This is a genomic window from Sphingobacterium sp. 1.A.5 (genome assembly GCF_002734235.1).
Lineage (GTDB): Bacteria > Bacteroidota > Bacteroidia > Sphingobacteriales > Sphingobacteriaceae > Sphingobacterium > Sphingobacterium daejeonense.
Genome location: NZ_PEBA01000034.1, coordinates 190,276 through 208,481, shown reverse-complemented (window position 1 = coordinate 208,481; position 18,206 = coordinate 190,276). Strand labels below are relative to the sequence as shown.

8 protein-coding genes are annotated in these 18,206 nt (G+C 38.0%); 6 read left to right on the top strand and 2 right to left on the bottom strand.

The features are described 5' to 3' along the window. Positions 1-39 precede the first annotated feature (39 nt). The 4 genes from CRT24_RS13650 to CRT24_RS13635 all read left to right on the top strand — a co-directional run bounded on the left by CRT24_RS13650 (position 40) and on the right by CRT24_RS13635 (position 8,465). Positions 40-2,127 carry a helix-hairpin-helix domain-containing protein gene (locus CRT24_RS13650; RefSeq protein ID WP_099371775.1) on the top strand — a complete coding sequence of 696 codons (2,088 nt, stop codon included), beginning with the start codon at positions 40-42 and terminating at the stop codon, positions 2,125-2,127. Next, positions 2,127-4,190, top strand: coding sequence for a ComEC/Rec2 family competence protein (locus tag CRT24_RS13645; protein ID WP_099371774.1), 2,064 nt, complete (start codon positions 2,127-2,129; stop codon positions 4,188-4,190). The genes CRT24_RS13650 and CRT24_RS13645 overlap by 1 nt, the downstream gene beginning before the upstream one ends. Then, positions 4,177-6,075: an ATP-dependent DNA helicase RecQ gene (locus tag CRT24_RS13640; protein WP_257214048.1), complete on the top strand. Its 1,899-nt coding sequence runs from the start codon at positions 4,177-4,179 to the stop codon at positions 6,073-6,075. The genes CRT24_RS13645 and CRT24_RS13640 overlap by 14 nt, the downstream gene beginning before the upstream one ends. A gap of 143 nt (positions 6,076-6,218) precedes the next feature. Continuing rightward, positions 6,219-8,465 (top strand): sodium-translocating pyrophosphatase, encoded by a 2,247-nt coding sequence (locus tag CRT24_RS13635; protein ID WP_099371772.1) that lies wholly within the window; start codon positions 6,219-6,221, stop codon positions 8,463-8,465. 66 nt (positions 8,466-8,531) lie between these two features. Here CRT24_RS13635 and CRT24_RS13630 read toward each other — a convergent pair whose 3' ends face one another. Both CRT24_RS13630 and CRT24_RS13625 read right to left on the bottom strand, forming a co-directional pair. After that, a complete protein-coding gene (locus CRT24_RS13630; RefSeq protein WP_218962632.1) occupies positions 8,532-14,327 on the bottom strand; it encodes an alpha-2-macroglobulin family protein in 5,796 nt (1,931 codons plus the stop codon). 74 nt (positions 14,328-14,401) lie between these two features. Next, positions 14,402-15,301 (bottom strand): LysR family transcriptional regulator, encoded by a 900-nt coding sequence (locus tag CRT24_RS13625; RefSeq protein ID WP_099371770.1) that lies wholly within the window; start codon positions 15,299-15,301, stop codon positions 14,402-14,404. A gap of 78 nt (positions 15,302-15,379) precedes the next feature. Here CRT24_RS13625 and hutH point away from each other — a divergent pair, with 78 nt between their 5' ends. Together hutH and hutI are read left to right on the top strand one after the other, a co-directional pair. Continuing rightward, positions 15,380-16,948 carry a histidine ammonia-lyase gene (gene hutH, locus CRT24_RS13620; RefSeq protein WP_099371769.1) on the top strand — a complete coding sequence of 523 codons (1,569 nt, stop codon included), beginning with the start codon at positions 15,380-15,382 and terminating at the stop codon, positions 16,946-16,948. A gap of 2 nt (positions 16,949-16,950) precedes the next feature. Beyond that, positions 16,951-18,204: an imidazolonepropionase gene (hutI, locus tag CRT24_RS13615; protein ID WP_099371768.1), complete on the top strand. Its 1,254-nt coding sequence runs from the start codon at positions 16,951-16,953 to the stop codon at positions 18,202-18,204. Positions 18,205-18,206: the final 2 nt, after the last annotated feature.

The following is an 18,206-nucleotide window of genomic DNA, read 5'->3' as shown; positions in this document are numbered from 1 at the left end:
TTACGATGAACTAAAACTGCCATCCGATATTTAGTATCGATGGCAATTTTTGTTTATGGGGTGATTTTTTCATGGCGTCGGAGACCATATGTGGGCTACGTTTTGCTGTTGCCTTTATTGTCATTATTTACAAAAGAGGTATCTGCTCAACAAAATAATCAACTTGAAGATATAATTGCCAATCAAGTTTTGGATGAATCTGAAGCATCCAATGAGCTTGCAGAATATAGTGAAGCCTTATTAGATATTTTAAAAAAACCTATTGATCTTAATAAAGCCACAGAGCAGGACCTAAACCAATTAATCTTTCTTTCAGCATTTCAGATTCAACAGATTTTATTGCATCGCGAAAAGGTCGGTTCTTTTATTTCGCCTTTGGAGCTTCAGGTGATCCCTGGATTAAGTCTAGAAACTCTCGATCAGCTTTTGCCATTTGTAATCGTTAAAGAACCATTTTTAGATCAATTTTCAATTCCAGAAGTGGCCAAGAAGGCAATCAGTACAGTGATGGTTACTTATGGGAGATCTTTGCAAGTTCCACAGGGCTATAAGATTTCGGATCCAAAAAGATCCAAATATTTGGGTACACCAGATAAGATGAGCGTGCGCTATCGCTGGACATATCAAGATCGTTTGCGGATGACATTAAATATGGAAAAGGATGCCGGTGAGCCATTTTTTATGGAAGAAAAAATATACGGATTTGATCATATTTCAGGTTCACTTTTATTCAATAAAGTCGGTCCTTTTTCTAAGGTTATTTTTGGGGATTATTTGTTACAATTTGGTCAAGGTTTGACTATATGGAATGGCGCAGTCTTTGGAAAAGGTGCTTCCGTAGCTCATGTTATGCAGCAAGGTTTGGGGATTAGGCCGCATACTGGCATGATGGAGAGTAAGTATATGCGAGGAGTTGCTGGTACATTTCTTTTCAAAAAAATTAATCTTACACCATTTATTTCATATAATCGATTAACTGCTACAGTAAAGGAACAAGGTCCTCATAGAAATGTAACTAGCATCAATTATTCTGGACTTCATCGCACTCCCTCTGAATTGCGTAATCGAAGAGGTTTGGGCCAAACAACCTATGGATTGAATGCAGATTATCAAAAAAGGGGATTTGTAATAGGTACTAATTTTATTTCTACACATTTTGATATTCCTCTGAAACTAAATTCAAGAGAATACAGTAAGTATCGATTTGAAGGCCATGCTCTTCAAAATATTTCAGCTTATTATCGGTTTAATTTTTACAACTTACTGTTTTTTGGTGAATCGGCACATTCGTTAGGTTCTGGTTTTGCAAATAATCATGGGGTAATTGCCGCGTTAGGTAGGAAGTTTTCAACTTCTTTAAGTTATCGAAATTATACGGTTGACTATCACAGTTTTTTTGCTCAGTCTTTTCAAGATCAATCACTCCTTGCCAATGAAAAAGGTTGGCATCTAAGTTTTGTATACCATCCCCGAAGGAGAATTGAATGGATGAATAGCATAGATTATATAAAATTTCCATGGAAGAAATTTCGTGCAAATCAATCTACCTTTTCTTTTCAAGGAAGGACGCAATTCAGCTATATCTGGTACAAAAAAGGGCACTTGAAGTTCCGTTATCAATATAAGTTCTTTCAGGAGAATTTTCCATCCGAAATGAAACGTAAAATAGGAATTGCGGATGTGGCAAGACAACAAGCTAGAGTAGCTTTTCTGTATAAATTGAAGCCCAACTTTCAGATTGGAAATCAGGTTGAATTTAAGCGTTTCGAAAAAACAGCTGTTGGAAGAAAGCATGGATTTTTAATTTTTCAGGATGTGATATGGGGATATCCGAAATGGAAAATAGGAGGGAATTTTAGGGTAGCCTATTTTCAAGCTGATGGTTATGAATCACGGTTATATGCTTATGAAAGAAATGTTTTGCATTCATTTTCATTTCCTTCCTATTTCAGGAAAGGATTGAGGATTTATTTTAACAAGAAGATCAAACCTGTTAGGGGATTGGATATCTGGTTTCGCTATGCTCTTACACATTATTTAGGAATTAGTGAGCTTGGTTCTGGTTTGGATAAAATTTCTGGAAATCAAAAATCAGATGTAAGACTCCAACTTCGATATTCTTGGTGATGCTGGAAATTCAAAAGATCAATCTCCAACAGATTCCGTTTTTGAGAATTTTTCTTTTCTATGCTATTGGAATTGTGGTTGCATTTTGGATGACTTGGAGTGAATTCCTATTACTATCATCTATCGTCACATTGTTTCTTCTTTTGTGCATTTACATTGGACTGTTGTTTTTCAAAATATACAATTACAGAGATTATATCTTATTTGTAACCACATTTTTGTTAGGAGTATTGGGCATGGCCAATCAATTGCCCATAGATATTCCTGACCTTGAAAACACAAGGTTTTATAAAGCTGTAGTAGCCGAAATTCCAGTAAGAAAAGGAGAGATTTTACAAACTAGAGTAGAAATAATAAACACACTAGAATTTCGATTTTTGAAATCGTCGAACCTTCGATTACAAACAACAATTTGGGATAAAGATTTAAAGATTACGAACCTTGAAAAAGGAGATGCCATCGTTTTAAAAGGAAGGATTCAAAACTTGCCTTCTCCTTATAATCCAAATCAATTTGATTATTCGAGCTACTTAAAAAGAAATGGAATATTTTATCAAATATTTATTCCCTCCAAAGATGTTAAGATACTTTCTAAAATACCACAGGATGCTTATAAATTTGAAGCCAATATTTTTAAGATCCAGAATTTTTTACAGGCAAAGTTTAAGAGCTTTATTAGTGACCATTCAGCGTATCAAATAGCAAGTGCGATAACATTTGGATATAAAGCTGACCTCTCGGCAGAGATCTTGGAGGTATTTTCAAATACCGGGACCATTCATGTATTGAGTGTTTCAGGGTTTCATGTCAGTCTGATGTTTGGTTTGTTGACTTGGGTTTTAAAACCTATGGATAGGCTGCCAAAAGGCCGGTCATTGAGGTTTTTATTTGTTCTGTTATTTATTTGGTTCTATGCATTGATTTGCGGACTTGTACCTGCAGTGCTAAGAGCGACCTTGATGTTCAGTATTTTCTTAATTGGGTATTGGAAAAATAAAGTTTTATTTTCGGTCAATGCTGTTTTTTCATCCGCATTTCTCCTTTTGATTTATGATCCATTTATGCTATTTGATATAGGCTTTCAGCTATCCTATTTAGCTGTTTTAGGAATTTTACTCTTTGTACCCCTCCTCAAGAAACTATATCAATGTGAAAATAAACATCTTAACAACATATTAACCATAGTGTATGTGTCACTATCTGCTCAACTAACCACAACTACTTTAGCTATGTTCTATTTCCACCAATTTCCAACCTACTTTTTGATTTCAAACCTTATTCTTACGATTCCTTCCACCCTAATTTTATACTTTGGTACTTTTTTAGTTGTTCCTTGGACAGGATTTAACGAAATATTGGGAGACATCGTCAAAAAACTAGTTTTATCTACTTATGATATCTTGAATTATATTGATTCTTTGCCTTTTTCAAGTATTCAAGGGATTCCATTCTCCGCAGCACTTACCATATTATCTTATATAATTATTTTGCTGATATTTCTTTCGATTAGATTTCAGAAGAAATGGTTATTTATGATCAGTTTGTCTTTGATTATGTTAACGACCAGTTTAGTATTGCATTCTAGGTTAATAAATAAATCCTTTAAAGGATTAAAAGTATACAATACAAAAAAAGAATTGACATTTGCCATTATCGATGCCGGATCAGTTCATCTTTACAGTACCTACGATTCAATTTCCCACAAAGCATTAAAATTTGCTGTACATCCGGATCTCAAAAGATATACCGACCTCTCCAAAGTAGGATTTACTAATTTAAGTGGTAATAATAAAAACCAATCTTTAGCCATTCAAAACGATATGAGTTTGTATGTAATGAATGGAAATAATGATTCCGTTCATAACTCTAAAATCCTTTTTCTCAGGAATAATACCGACTTGCCAAATGAAATAAATTCAACTTTGACCATCTTAGATGGGTCCAATAGTTGGAAACATATTCATCAGTCAGTGTCTGTTCTAGAGTCCAAAAATCGGGCTTACTACGTATTGAAGGATAATTTTGCGTATGTTTGGAAGAATAACAACCATGGAAAAAACTAGCTTATCCATACTTAAGGAATATTGGGGTTATGATAAATTTCGTCCATTGCAGGAAGAAATCATTCACGAAGTTCTCTTAGGAAATGACACCTTGGCTTTGATGCCTACAGGTGGTGGTAAGTCTATTTGTTTTCAGGTTCCGGCATTATTGAGAGAGGGGATTTGTATTGTAATCAGTCCTTTGATTGCGCTGATGAAGGACCAGGTAGAAAACCTTCGAAAGCGAAATATTCCAGCAATTGCGATTTATTCAGGTATGTCGCACCGAGAGATTGATATCGCATTAGACAATTGTATTTTCGGGAACATCAAGTTCTTATATCTTGCTCCAGAGCGTTTGTACAATGATATGGTTCAGGAAAGGATCCGTCATATGAACGTGAACCTGTTTGCCATTGATGAGGCCCATTGTATTTCTCAATGGGGTTATGATTTTAGGCCTTCCTATCTAGAGCTAATAAAATTGAGGGAACTGAAAACTAAGGTTCCTGTTTTAGCGCTTACTGCAACAGCTACTCCGAAGGTAATTGATGATATTCAAGATAAACTTGGATTTCAAACTTCAAATGTTCTATCTAAAAGCTTCAGAAGGGAAAACCTAGCATATATGGTTTTCGATGAAGAAAACAAAATGGGTAGAATGCTGAAGGTGATCAGTAAAATTGGTGGCACGGGGATAGTGTATGTTCGCAATAGGCGGGAGACGCAAGAGGTAGCGAGGTATTTATTGAACCATGGCATTCCTGCAGATTTTTATCATGCGGGGTTGGATATGCAGAGTAGAGCAAAAAAACAGGATGCTTGGACCAGCAATCAAATTCGTGTCATAGTAGCAACGAATGCTTTTGGAATGGGCATAGACAAACCTGATGTCAGGTTTGTTGTCCACCTTGATATTCCAGATTCTTTAGAAGCTTATTATCAAGAGGCCGGTAGGGCAGGTAGAGATGGTAAAAAAGCATACCCCGTTATGCTGTATCAACAGTCTGATAGAAATGAGCTTTGGGAAAATATTGACCTCAGCTTCCCTGACTTTCAATTTATTCAACAGGTGTACCATCATCTATGCAATTATTATCAAATAGCGTATGGTGCTGGCAAGGGATTGACTTATGACTTTGATGTAGTTGATTTTTCCAAAAAATATAAATTGGATGTCGTGAAAACCTTGAGTGCGCTGAAATTTTTAGAGAGGGACAAATGGTTGGCCCTGAGTGAGGCGGTTTATATTCCTGCTCGAATTAAATTTGAAGTAGATTATCAAGAGTTATATAGATTTCAAGTTCAAAGCGCCCATTTTGATCCGTTGATCAAAGCTATTCTTCGAGCTTATGGTGGAGTATTTGATTATTATGTTCCTATCAATGAATTTGAAATTGCAAAGAAGATTGGCAAACCTTATGAAGAGGTCGTTAAGATGTTAAGGTCCTTACAACAACAAGAGCTCGCCACCTATGTGGCCAAAACTGATGCCCCTCAGCTACAGTTTCTGCAACCTCGAGTGGATTATAAAAATCTTTATATCGATACTCAGTTTATTGCTGAGCGAAAAGCGATAAAAGAACAGCAAATCAAAGCTATCTATCAATATTTGGACGGTAAGGATTGCCGCAGTTTATCATTACAGCATTATTTTGGCGAAGAGGCGACAGAATCGTGTGGAGTATGTGATCTATGTGTGGTCAGGCAGCATAAATCGGGAGTATCTGAATCCATTGAAAAGAAAATCCAATATCTCCTTTTGGAAAAACCATTGTCATTGCATGACCTTATCGAAGCGATAGAAATCGGCAAGGAAGAAGATCGTCTAAAAGTCTTAAGAAACTTGATGGATAACGATACAGTCAAAATTGAAGATGACCTTTACCATTGGAATGCCTTTTAAGGTTTTAAATATTTTTATTTCCTATCTCTAAGTAATTGTTTCTCCAAGGTTTATCGATTGAGTTATATCATAAACTTGTTTTTTTGGTCTTGTATATTGATAAAAAAAGTTGTTATCTTTAATAGTAACCAAATAAACTTTGTATGGAACAATTTATCATCTATTTACCAGCAGCACTCGCTGTATTGGGTCTCTTATTTATGTTTGTCAAGGCAGGATGGGTTGGTAAGCAAGATGCTGGCGACGGCAAAATGCAATCCATTTCCAAAAGTATTCAGGAGGGAGCGATGGCTTTCCTGAAAGCTGAATACAGGATTCTGTTGATTTTCGTTGTAATCGCTTCGATTGCATTATTTATTGTGTCTACGCTTGTTGAGACATCTCACTGGATTATAGTGGTTGCCTTTGTTTGCGGGGCCTTTTTTTCGGCATTGGCAGGAAATATCGGTATGCGTATTGCGACCAGTGCCAATGTACGCACCACCCAAGCAGCTAGGACTAGTTTACCACAAGCCTTAAAGGTTTCCTTTTCCGGAGGAACTGTTATGGGACTCGGCGTAGCTGGATTGGCGGTATTGGGATTAAGCATTTTCTTTTTATTGTTCCTTAAGATGTTCCTTACAGAAAACGGTAATTTCTATAATGAGATGACCGTTGTTTTGGAAGCCCTGGCAGGTTTTTCATTGGGAGCTGAATCTATTGCCCTGTTTGCACGTGTAGGCGGTGGTATTTATACCAAAGCTGCCGATGTAGGTGCGGATTTGGTAGGAAAAGTAGAGGCCGGAATTCCTGAGGATGATCCTAGAAACCCAGCAACTATTGCAGACAATGTAGGCGATAATGTGGGTGATGTTGCAGGTATGGGGGCAGATTTATTCGGCTCGTACGTGGCAACTGTATTAGCCTCCATGGTTCTTGGTAATTATATTATCAAGGATATGTCGGAAGTTACAGGCTCTCAATATACAGATGCGTTCAATGGAATGGGTCCGATCTTATTGCCTATTGTTATTGCAGGGGTGGGTATCCTTGCGTCCATTATCGGAACTTTCTTGGTCAATGTATCTTCAAATGATGCTAAAGAGAACCAAGTTCAAAAAGCATTGAACACAGGTAACTGGGCTTCGATTATATTGACTGTGATTGCGTGTTTCTTCTTGATCCAATATATGTTACCAGAAGTTATTCAGATGAAATTCTTTGGTGAGGGCTATCAAGATGTACCGCGCATGAACATTTTCTACTCCACAATCGTAGGATTAGCTGTGGGTGGATTAATTTCAGCTTTTACTGAGTTTTACACTGGTCTTGGTAAAAAACCAGTATTGAATATTGTACAAAACTCCTCAACTGGTGCAGCAACCAATATTATTGCAGGTTTGGCTACAGGTATGAAATCTACAGCTTCTTCAGTTATCCTTTTTGCTGCTGCAATTTGGGGATCTTATGAATTGGCAGGATTTTATGGAGTTGCTATTGCGGCTTCGGCAATGATGGCAACCACAGCGATGCAGTTGGCAATCGATGCATTCGGACCTATTGCTGATAATGCAGGTGGTATTGCTGAGATGAGTGAATTACCTAAAGAAGTTCGTCAGCGTACGGATGTGTTAGATTCTGTAGGAAATACAACAGCTGCGGTAGGTAAGGGGTTTGCTATTGCTTCAGCAGCATTGACTGCATTGGCACTATTTGCTGCCTATGTTACTTTCACAGGAATTGATGGAATCAATATCTTCAAAGCGGATGTGTTGGCGGCATTGTTCATCGGTGGGATGATACCTGTTGTTTTCTCGGCGTTGGCCATGCAATCTGTTGGTAAAGCAGCAATGGACATGGTGAATGAAGTTAGAAGGCAGTTCCGTGAAATCCCTGGGATTTTGGAAGGAACAGGAAAGCCTGATTACGGAAGATGTGTGGATATTTCTACGAAGGCAGCATTGCGCGAAATGATGCTTCCAGGAGCTATTACCATTATTACTCCAATTATTGTTGGTTTTGTGATGGGACCTGAAGCATTAGGAGCTTATATGGCAGGTGTTGCTGTTTCTGGAGTAATGTGGGCTATCTTTCAAAATAATGCCGGTGGAGCATGGGATAATGCCAAAAAATCATTTGAAGCAGGTGTAATGATCAATGGTGAAATGACTTATAAAGGTTCTGATGCCCATAAAGCTGCAGTAACTGGAGATACAGTCGGAGATCCATTCAAAGATACATCTGGACCTTCAATGAATATTCTGATTAAACTGACATGTTTAGTAGGTTTAGTAATTGCACCTATTTTAGGTGGTCATACGCTTAGTGAAAATGCCAAGAAAGAAAAGGTTGAGACTAAAGAAAAAGTGGTAGTTGTCGATCAAAAACCAACAATTTCAAGAGTTAAATAGAAAACTTTATAATAAAAAAATCCTTCTGAAAGCCATATGGTTTCCAGAAGGATTTTTCTTTGGTACCTACTTCACTATCGTAATCACCTTATTGTCCGACCTCGCATTCACCGTAGGGTCATACATACTTTCTATGGTAGTAATTCCTGAATTGAAAACCCCGATGTTATTTGCCTTCACCTCATATTCAAGGGTCCGTTTTCCTTTAGCCAGGTTGCCAAAGAAATAGTTGGTCGAAGCATCCTTCAGGGTGAAGTAGTAATTGTTTCTCCAGTTGTATCCTGAAGGAACAAACACTGGTTCGACACCGGCTGGGCGGCTGTCTTTCAGATGTACATACTCCAAGTTCTGGTCGTTGATCACCGTGATGACGATCTTGATCTTTTCGCCGAGCTTGGCTTCGTTGCTCTCTACCCATTTTCCGTTTCGCTCTACCATGTACTGCTTGCTCACCTTCAGGTCGTTCGTAGAACTCTTGACCTCAGAAACCGGCAGGAAATATTGGTGGAACACTCCACCAAAGACAGGCCTGTCATTGTGGTTCTGTACCTGGACAGATCTGTTGCTTGAAAGCTCTTCCCCCTCAAAAGTCCTGGAAACCTGACCAAGCACCACCGAGTCCATCGTTGATCTTTGACCATCTACCAATACCGTGACATTGTTGTCAAGGCTGAAGTCCTTGGGGTTATTGGCCAGTAAAAGACTGTAGATAGCATCTACGGTCGACCAGGTACTTCTCCAATAATTGGCTTCTTTGCGATAGAAGATCCATTGACTGATCTGGTTCAGTTTGCTCGGGTCATATAATCTGTAAGCTTCCAGCAGGTAACTGTGCAGGCTGATGTCATTGTAGGATTTGCCGTTGCTTTCCCAATACATTCCTTTTTCAGGATCTAGGATAACTTCCTGTTGGATCCTGTTCTTGATCTCGTTGGCCTCTTTGCTGTCTCCGAAGAGCTGATTGACGATCCATGCTTTCGCAGCATATCCTGCAGGGCCTTTGGCAGTGATCAACGGAGCCTTGGCAATCTTTGTTTTCAGGGCTTGTTTGTTGTCCTCAGGAACCTTCACTTCCGAATTCCAGAAATGACGGGCATATAAATAGTCAAGTGCCAATGTAGCGGAGGAATTCGGTTTTGTGATTTCCCTGTCCTTGTCCAGGTAACCCGCCAGTTTCTTCATGCTGCCATTCAGGTCTGAATCGACCAATGTCGGATCCAGATTATAGACCTTTCCGACTATCTCCAGGATCCGAATAGAGATATGCTGATCTTCTTTTCCGCCTTCGAACCACGGGAAAGCACCATTGTCCAGTTGGCTCCTGATCAGTTTTTGTTCCAGTGAATTCAACTCTGACACGATATTGGTATTGAAGAGCTCGGCCAACTGATCCATTCTTTTGTCATCATGTTGGATATCTCTGAGCCAAGGCATTTCCTGGAGCTTCAGCTCGCTCAGTTCGGCGTTCTCTTCCAATCTGCCCTTGGTCTCCCTTGATTTGGTGGTCTTAAAATAGGCAGAGATCGCAGGATAATTTTTTCCGATATATTGGACCATCTTCAGTCCAAACCACTTGCTGCTGGTCTGCTCTGTGCATTCATAAGGATAGTTTTTCAGGTAGTCGATAGCAGAGATGATTTCCAGGATGGGGTTGCTCTGAACTTGCACCTTGGCCTGTAAATTGTCCTTTTCGGCAGCATCGATCTCGAAGGTTCTATTTTCACCGGCTTTCAGGGTGATCTTTTCGGTTTCGGAGATCAGGACTTTGTTCGATAATATCGGCAGCTCCTGAGCCTCGCCATCTGAAAATGCCTCTGAGGCAGCCACTACCTTAACCTGAACTGTCGGATAACCCTCAGGTATCTTTAATTTCCAGCTTACAGTTTGATTGCTGAATTTTTCGACCCTAAAGTCCGTGGTTACAGGACTGATCACAAATTTTTCCGTGATGACGGAATTGTCTACGGGATTGATGATCTCAATTTTTGCCTGCCCCTGCTGTGCTTGATCGCTTAGGTTCTGGATCTGGCTGATGAGTTCAATCTCATCCGATTCCCTAAAATAACGGGGAAGGTTTGGGCGCACCATCAATTGCTTCTGTGTCTGGGTCACAAACTGACCTGAGCCAACTTCAAGGTTCTTGCCATGAGCAAACAAAAGTAGTTTCCATGTGGTCAAAGCTTCGGGACTGTCGAACTCAAAGCTTATGTTTCCGTCCTTGTCCGTGTAAAGGGTGGGATAGAAGAAGGCTGTTTCCTGAAGGTTGGTGCGCGCTTGAACCTGATTTAAATCAATTTCAAATTCATTCTTCTCAATATTTGACGGTTCATTTAATTTACTTGCCAATAAATCCTGTTCAACTACCTCCTCAACCACCTGACGTGCATCTACCACAGTTGGTTCAATAGAAGTAGCACCCCTTAAAATAAGCCTTGCAGGAGCTGCGTTATCAGCCGTTCCTCTTGTACTTCCAGTTACTGATCCTGAAATTTTCGCCCCATATCCATAATAAACTATTTCATTTGGACTCAACCACATATAATCCCATAATCCATAGTTATAGACATTTGGAAGTTCTATGCCGGTCAAATTTTCTATGGACCAATAATCAGGTAGTCTATTAGAGTATTGAACCTGATTGAAATTTTCGCCAAGACGATAGAATGAGCGAAAGTAAAAGCTATTATTTTTATCAAAAAAGGCTGGATAATAATTTCCTGCGAAAGCATCCAAGGACATATCGTACATCGTTGCCAAAACCTCAGTTGGAACAACCCTATCCTTTTGAAAAATATTAAAGCTCCATTTTTCTTTCACACCAGGAGTTATTTTATCCCTAAATGTGTTGATTTTAATTATATAGTCTTGATCTTTGCCCTTAATAGGAATATTTACAAACACATTTTCTTGTTTGTTGTCTACAACAAGCATAGCCTGAATGCGATAAGATTTATTGAATTTCTCCTTATCCAATGTAAATTCATAGAAAGCTTTTCCATCCTTAACAGGAATGGTTATGGTCTCTAGACTTTCTATATCGGTGTATGGGTACAGGTAAATTAATTCTGCTTCTTTGATATCCGTATAAAATGTAACTTTTACTTGGTCTCCTTGACCATAGCTTTCTTTGTCAAAACTATAGACTAGATAATCATGGTCACTAGTTTTTTTGGTAACAGGATCAAACACCTGAATATTATGAACTGATGTTACCGTGTCTTTCCCCTGTATAGACATAGCTTGGATATAGTATTTCCCCTTTTTGAATAATTCAGGGTCAATCTTGATTATGGTCGTATCGTTTGTGTCAAAGGAATATGTTTTAATCAATTCTGATTCTTGTTTGCTTTCTAAAGATTCGTCAAATATGGTTGGAAAATATTTTTTGTATTCTTCATTGCTAAGTAGATTATATTTTAAGTCCAAGAAAATATTCCTAAAATCAGTTGGCAAAGTAATCCCAGGTTCTGGATATTTAAATATCTTAATTTCACCAGCAAAATTCAATGGTTGACCGTTCTGATTCACGGTTCGAATTTCAACTGAATCCCATTTCCCTGCTTCAACTTGGTATGGAGTGAGAATATTTATTCTCCAAGGCTTGTCGGAATAGGTATAAAATGTAAATCCGCTTTGCATCTCACCGGTTTGATTCACTACTTCAGCAGTTATAGATATCGTGAAATTCTCGTACTTCATTAAAGCTGTATCCTCAAGTGGAACTTTAATGCTGAACTTGCCATTTTCATCTGCAATAACTGAGCTGTCCGTAAATAAGAAACTCTTATAACGTGGTGAATGGCTAGATATATTGACGATGTAGTTGACCGTAGCACCAGATAGATTAGCGCCGGATAAAGATTCTGCTTTCCCTGAGAAGACTGCAATGTCACTTCTTTTGTAAGTATCTTTATTCTCATCAAATGACACCTTGAAGGTAGGTCGTTTATATTCCTCTACCCGGATAAAATGGAAACCAATCTGATTTCCATTTTCCAAAACCAAAATGTTGAATCCACCGGCTAAAATATTATTGGGAATCTGAAGCTCACCATTTACCGATCCAAATCCATTGGTGGTTAGATTCAGAGAGTCTACTTTTTGACCATTTGCATCTGTTAATATGATTTGAACTTTCTTTTCTGCTTCTATTTTTCCAGCCAATAAATTAGAGCTGTAAACAATAGTTTTGAATAATATTTTTTGGCCTGGTCTATAAATCGCACGGTCTGTTAGTGTCCTGCTATTGAAATTTATTGACTCATTATCCCAAAAATCCACATTTCCCGTAAATTGCTCGTAGTTCTGAATATCAATCAATTGGTTCTCCTCAGGAATAAAGATTTGCAGTTCGGCAATTCTTTGTGGTTCCTCTTGAGATATTTTTGATATTTTGAATTTACCTACAGCATTGGTTTTAACGGTTGTCTTTAGCTTGGGCTGTTTCCCTGAGTTTATATCGAAAATATTCAGCGTCTTATTTGCATAAGGATTGCCTGATTTCCGATTCATTAGCATCCCAATAAAACTTTGTGAATTGTCAATATTATGCTCAATTCCACTCGAAATAAATAGATCACTCACTAGAAATTTAGAGGAAGAAACCGTGTTGAATGCTCCATCATTAATAAATTCGCTGTTGTTGGAAATCATTAATTCATAACTACCGTATGGCAATGGATTTATTTTATAAATCGTAGAATGAAATTTATAATCTCCAAAATCTTTAAGTTCTACTACCTCAGAATATACTTCCTTAGCATCTAATGACACTTTATAAGTAATACTGTCAATTTCAACCTTATATCTTTTAAAGTTTTTTGGGGTATTGGTCGTATTGAAAATTTTGATAAACAATTTTTCAGTGTTTCGGAAGCTCAACTCAATAGGACTATACTCATTAGATGGAAGAATTTTGTTGATCCTGAAATCCAATTCAGCCTTTTTTATGGAATGTTCTATGACAGCAACTTCTCTCAGCCATGGTGATTTGGGGTATTCCATTTTAGCCTTTTCTAAATAACCAATTCCCTCTGTGGAATTACCTTGTTGATGTGCCAATGAGGCCATCATGGAATAAATATAAGCATTGAAATCACTCTTATTTTGGGCAATTATTTTCTTTAATTCATTGATTTTATCCTTTGGATCTCCGTTTTCTTTAGAGATATTGTTCAATAACAGGTATGATGTTGCATTATGGTAATTACCTTTTGCATTGATAGCTAGCAGGTCCTTCGATAAGCTCTCTATTCTGCTTTTATTTGCTTCCCTATCTAGTCTTAAAAAGGCTAAATAAGAATTGATGTTAAAATGGTACAAGGTTGGAGTCAAAGATACATTGTTCGTATCTGCAAACAGGGGTAACCATTTATCTATGGACTCTTTTAACAGAAGATCTTTATTTTCAATTGATTGTTGAAAAATAGAATCAATGATTTTATTCTTAGTTTTTTCATCAGATGTAAGGAATTTATTGTCGCCTTCACTGTAATAATCGGAGTTACTGCCTAAGAATTGAGCATAAAAACCATATAGAAGACTTTTTTGAACCCCATTTGTTTCATTAATATTTTCTTGAAAGTGTTTTTCGACTTTACTAAAAAAATCTTTCTGCATAGTATTAATCCTTAGGAATTGACTTTCAGCAAGAATTGCTCGAATTAACATTGGAGCATCATTGTTCTTTTTTGCATAAGCCTTTATTTCCTTCACTATAGGGGCTGTCTGCTCAAAATTCCCAATGGAGTTGAGACGGTCTATTTCTTTCCATTTTTCTGCAATCATAGGATCTGTTTTAATTTTCTGCCCGAACAAAAAAATAGGGGCAAGGATGATAACTAGCAGGATTAATTTTTTCATAACCATTAAATAAAACCTTGTTTCACCTACTGATGCAGGAAAAGTTTGGATTCCATAAATTTAGGAGAAAAAAATTAACTTTTTCCTTTCAACCCATTTACAATTTCCAACATCAGAGGGATCCCTGGGTTTCTGTTTTTTTTGTTCCATACCAATGATAATGTTGTCCTTTGTGGCAAATGGTTCAATTCAAGGAAATCAACATGGGTATGGTAACCCTTTTTCAATGAAGTAGGTACAATGGCAACTCCCAAGCCCTGACTCACCAAATTAAAAATACTCAATGCATTGACAGTTTTTAGGGTTACATTCGGTTCAAACCCATGGTCATCAAAAATACTCATGACCAATTCATAATATGAATTGCTGTATTCTTTGGAAAATAAGATAAATGGCTCCTCCGTAAAGTCCATCAAATTTACTTTTCCTTTAGCTTTTGGAAATCTGTTCTTGGGAACGACTAAGGAGAAATGTTCCGTCAAAATAGGAACAGATTGTATTCCCAAAGGAGTGCTTTCTATCCTTACAAAACCAAAATCCAATTCTTGTTTGTGAATCATTTCCATCTGCACCTCATTAGAAAGTTCATTGAGTGTAATATCAATCAGAGGCTGCTTTTGCTTCAACTCAACCAATAGCTGCGGTAAAATGGCCTGAACTGCCGACCCTATAAATCCTAGTTTAAGTGATGTTATCTTGCCTTCAGAAATCTTCTCAATGTGGTCCTTCACATTAGAAAGTTGATTGAAAATCAAATCAACTTCCTTTTTCAAATAAACTCCTGCTTCGGTCAGTTCAACATTTCGTTTATCACGAATAAATAAATTAGTCTTATAGTAATCCTCGAGTTGTTTGATTTGTCTGGATAAACCTGGTTGTGCAATAAAAAGTCTTTCAGCTGCCCTACGGAAGTGCAATTCCTCAGCTACAACCTTAAAATATAAAAGATGTCTAAGTTCTATTTGATAATTCATAGTTATCAGTTGTTGATAATATTGATATTATTAATTATCAAATATAGCAGGTAAATTTGGGTAAGACAGAAATTAATTATGAATTCATTTAAATACGGAGAAGATTATTTGAGCAGTTCTATTGCTCTATCTATAGCAAAGTCTGAATGTCAAGGTATTCTTACTGATGAAACAACAGCAAAAATCAACCAAAGTGCGCAGTATGTTCAAGAAATTGTAGACGCCGGAAAGGTTGTTTATGGAATAAATACTGGTTTTGGTCCATTATGCACCACCTTGATCAGTCCTCAGGATACCAAAAAATTGCAAGAGAATATTTTGAAGAGCCATGCTGTTGGAATGGGTGAGCCTATTGACAAGGAACTTAGCAAATTGATGATGATCCTAAAAGTCCATGCATTGGCAAAGGGTTTCTCTGGTGTACAATTGAGCACGATAGAACGTATTATTTGGCATATACAAAATGATGTTGTCCCTGTCGTTCCGAAGCAAGGTTCTGTTGGAGCATCAGGCGATTTAGCGCCATTGTCGCACTTATTTTTGCCACTGATTGGATTAGGAAAAGTCTGGAAAGATGGAAAGGCTGTAGATACCGCTCAAGTATTAAGTGATCATAATTTAGAACCGATTCATTTGGGAGCAAAGGAAGGATTAGCTCTGATCAATGGTACTCAATTTATGGCAGCTCATGGTGTTAAAGCAGTCGTGGAAATGAACAGATTAATGAACAACGCTGACTTGATCGCAACCTTAATGATCGAAGGATTGAATGGTTCTATTAAACCGTTCTTTAGTGAGCTACATCAATTGAGACCCTATAAAGGAAATACTTTTGTTGCCTCTACAGTTTACAATCTACTAAAGGGTTCCGAAATCTTAGAATCCCATAAAAACTGTTCTCGTGTACAAGATCCTTATTCCCTTCGTTGTATTCCGCAGGTTCACGGTGCCTCAAGGAATGCCTGGTTACATTTCAGGGATATCATAGAAACAGAAATAAACTCAGTTACTGATAACCCGATTATCATCAATAGTGAATTGACAATCAGTGGAGGTTCTTTCCATGGTCAGCCTATTGCATTGCCATTGGATTATGCAACATTGGCCGTTTCAGAATTAGGGAATATCTCTGATCGCAGGGTTTACTTATCCCTTGAAGGAGAAACCAATGGCGTTCCTAAATTGTTAATGAAAGCAACTGGATTAAACTCTGGATTTATGATTCTACAATATAGTACTGCTGCAATCGCGAGCGAAAACAAAGGATTATGTTTCCCTGCAAGTGCAGATAGTATTCCGACATCATTGGGCCAGGAAGATCATGTAAGTATGGGTTCAATTTCCGGTAGAAAATTATTGCAGGTTTTGGATAATGTTGATAAGATCTTAAGTATTGAATTGCTGTGTGCTGCTCAAGCCAAGGACTTCCATAATCCAATGCAATCTACGCCTGTTATTGAGGCGATTCACCAACACATACGCACAAAAATCCCACATATTGAAGAGGATCAGCCAATGCAGGATATTTTGGACAATGCTTTGGCACTTATTAAATCTGGAGAATTGATTCAAGTTGCCAAAGAGGCTGCAGCAAAGAATGCATTGCCATATTTTGGTGAAGGTGTTGAACATTTTGAAAACTATTAATCATGAAGGAAACAGGAAAACTTATAGGACCATTCAAACAGTTGCTCACCATGCAGCACCTGCCTGTGAAGGGTGCTTTGAAAGATAGTGAACTAGAAATCATTGCCAATGCCGGTATTTTTATCCAGGATGGCAGAATATCTGTTGTGGGGGATTTTCAGGGATTAAGGGAAGCCTTGGGTAATGATATTGAAATAATCGAACTGAACGGAGATTTCGTGGCTTTGCCGGGATTTATTGACTGTCATACCCATATTGCTTTCGGTGGAAGCCGAGCAAATGATTTTGCCATGCGAAATGCAGGTAGCTCATACCTCGAGATTGCGGAAGCAGGAGGTGGAATCTGGAGCACAGTCCAGCATACACGTGCTTGTAGTCAAGAAGAACTCAAAGAACTTACTCTAAAAAGAGCAGATGCCCTCCTTAGACAGGGTATTACAACAGTCGAGGTAAAAAGCGGTTATGGATTGAAAGTAGAAGAGGAGCTCAAAACCTTGAGAGCAATTAAAGAAGCTAATAAATCCACTTATGTGGATTTAATTTCTACATGTTTGGCTGCACATATGCACCCCAAAGACCACAAGGGAACTCCTGAAGATTACTTGTATGAGATGGGAGAAAAATTATTCCCAATCTTAAAGGAAGAAAAACTTACAAACAGAATAGATGCTTTTGTGGAAAAGAGTGCCTTTTCGGCAGAGCAAATCCTACCATATTATAAAAAAGCCAAAGAAATGGGCTTCGATCTGACCGTTCATGCTGATCAGTTTAGTACTTCAGGGTCTAAACTTGCTGTTGAACTTGCAGCAGTTTCAGCGGATCACCTGGAAGCTTCGACCGAAGATGAAATTACTCTTTTGGCAGGCTCTGAGGTTATCCCTGTAGCATTACCAGCAGCATCCCTTGGAATAGGATGTGAATTTACACCGGCAAGAAGATTATTGGATGCCGGAGCAAGCTTGGCAATCGCTACTGACTGGAACCCTGGGTCAGCACCTATGGGAAAATTGATCGAAAGTGCCAGTATTTTGGCAACCATGCAGAAATTAAGCAATGCAGAACTTTTTGCAGCTATCACTTTCAGAGCTGCTAAAGCATTGAACCTGGATGATAGAGGTCGATTAATGGAAGGTAAACTAGCAGATTTTGTTATTTATCAAACTGATAATTATCAAAATATAACCTACCTCCAAGGTGGTTTACAGCCAAAGGCTGTTTGGAAAAATGGTATTGAGGTTTTTGTAAATGAAAATTAAAA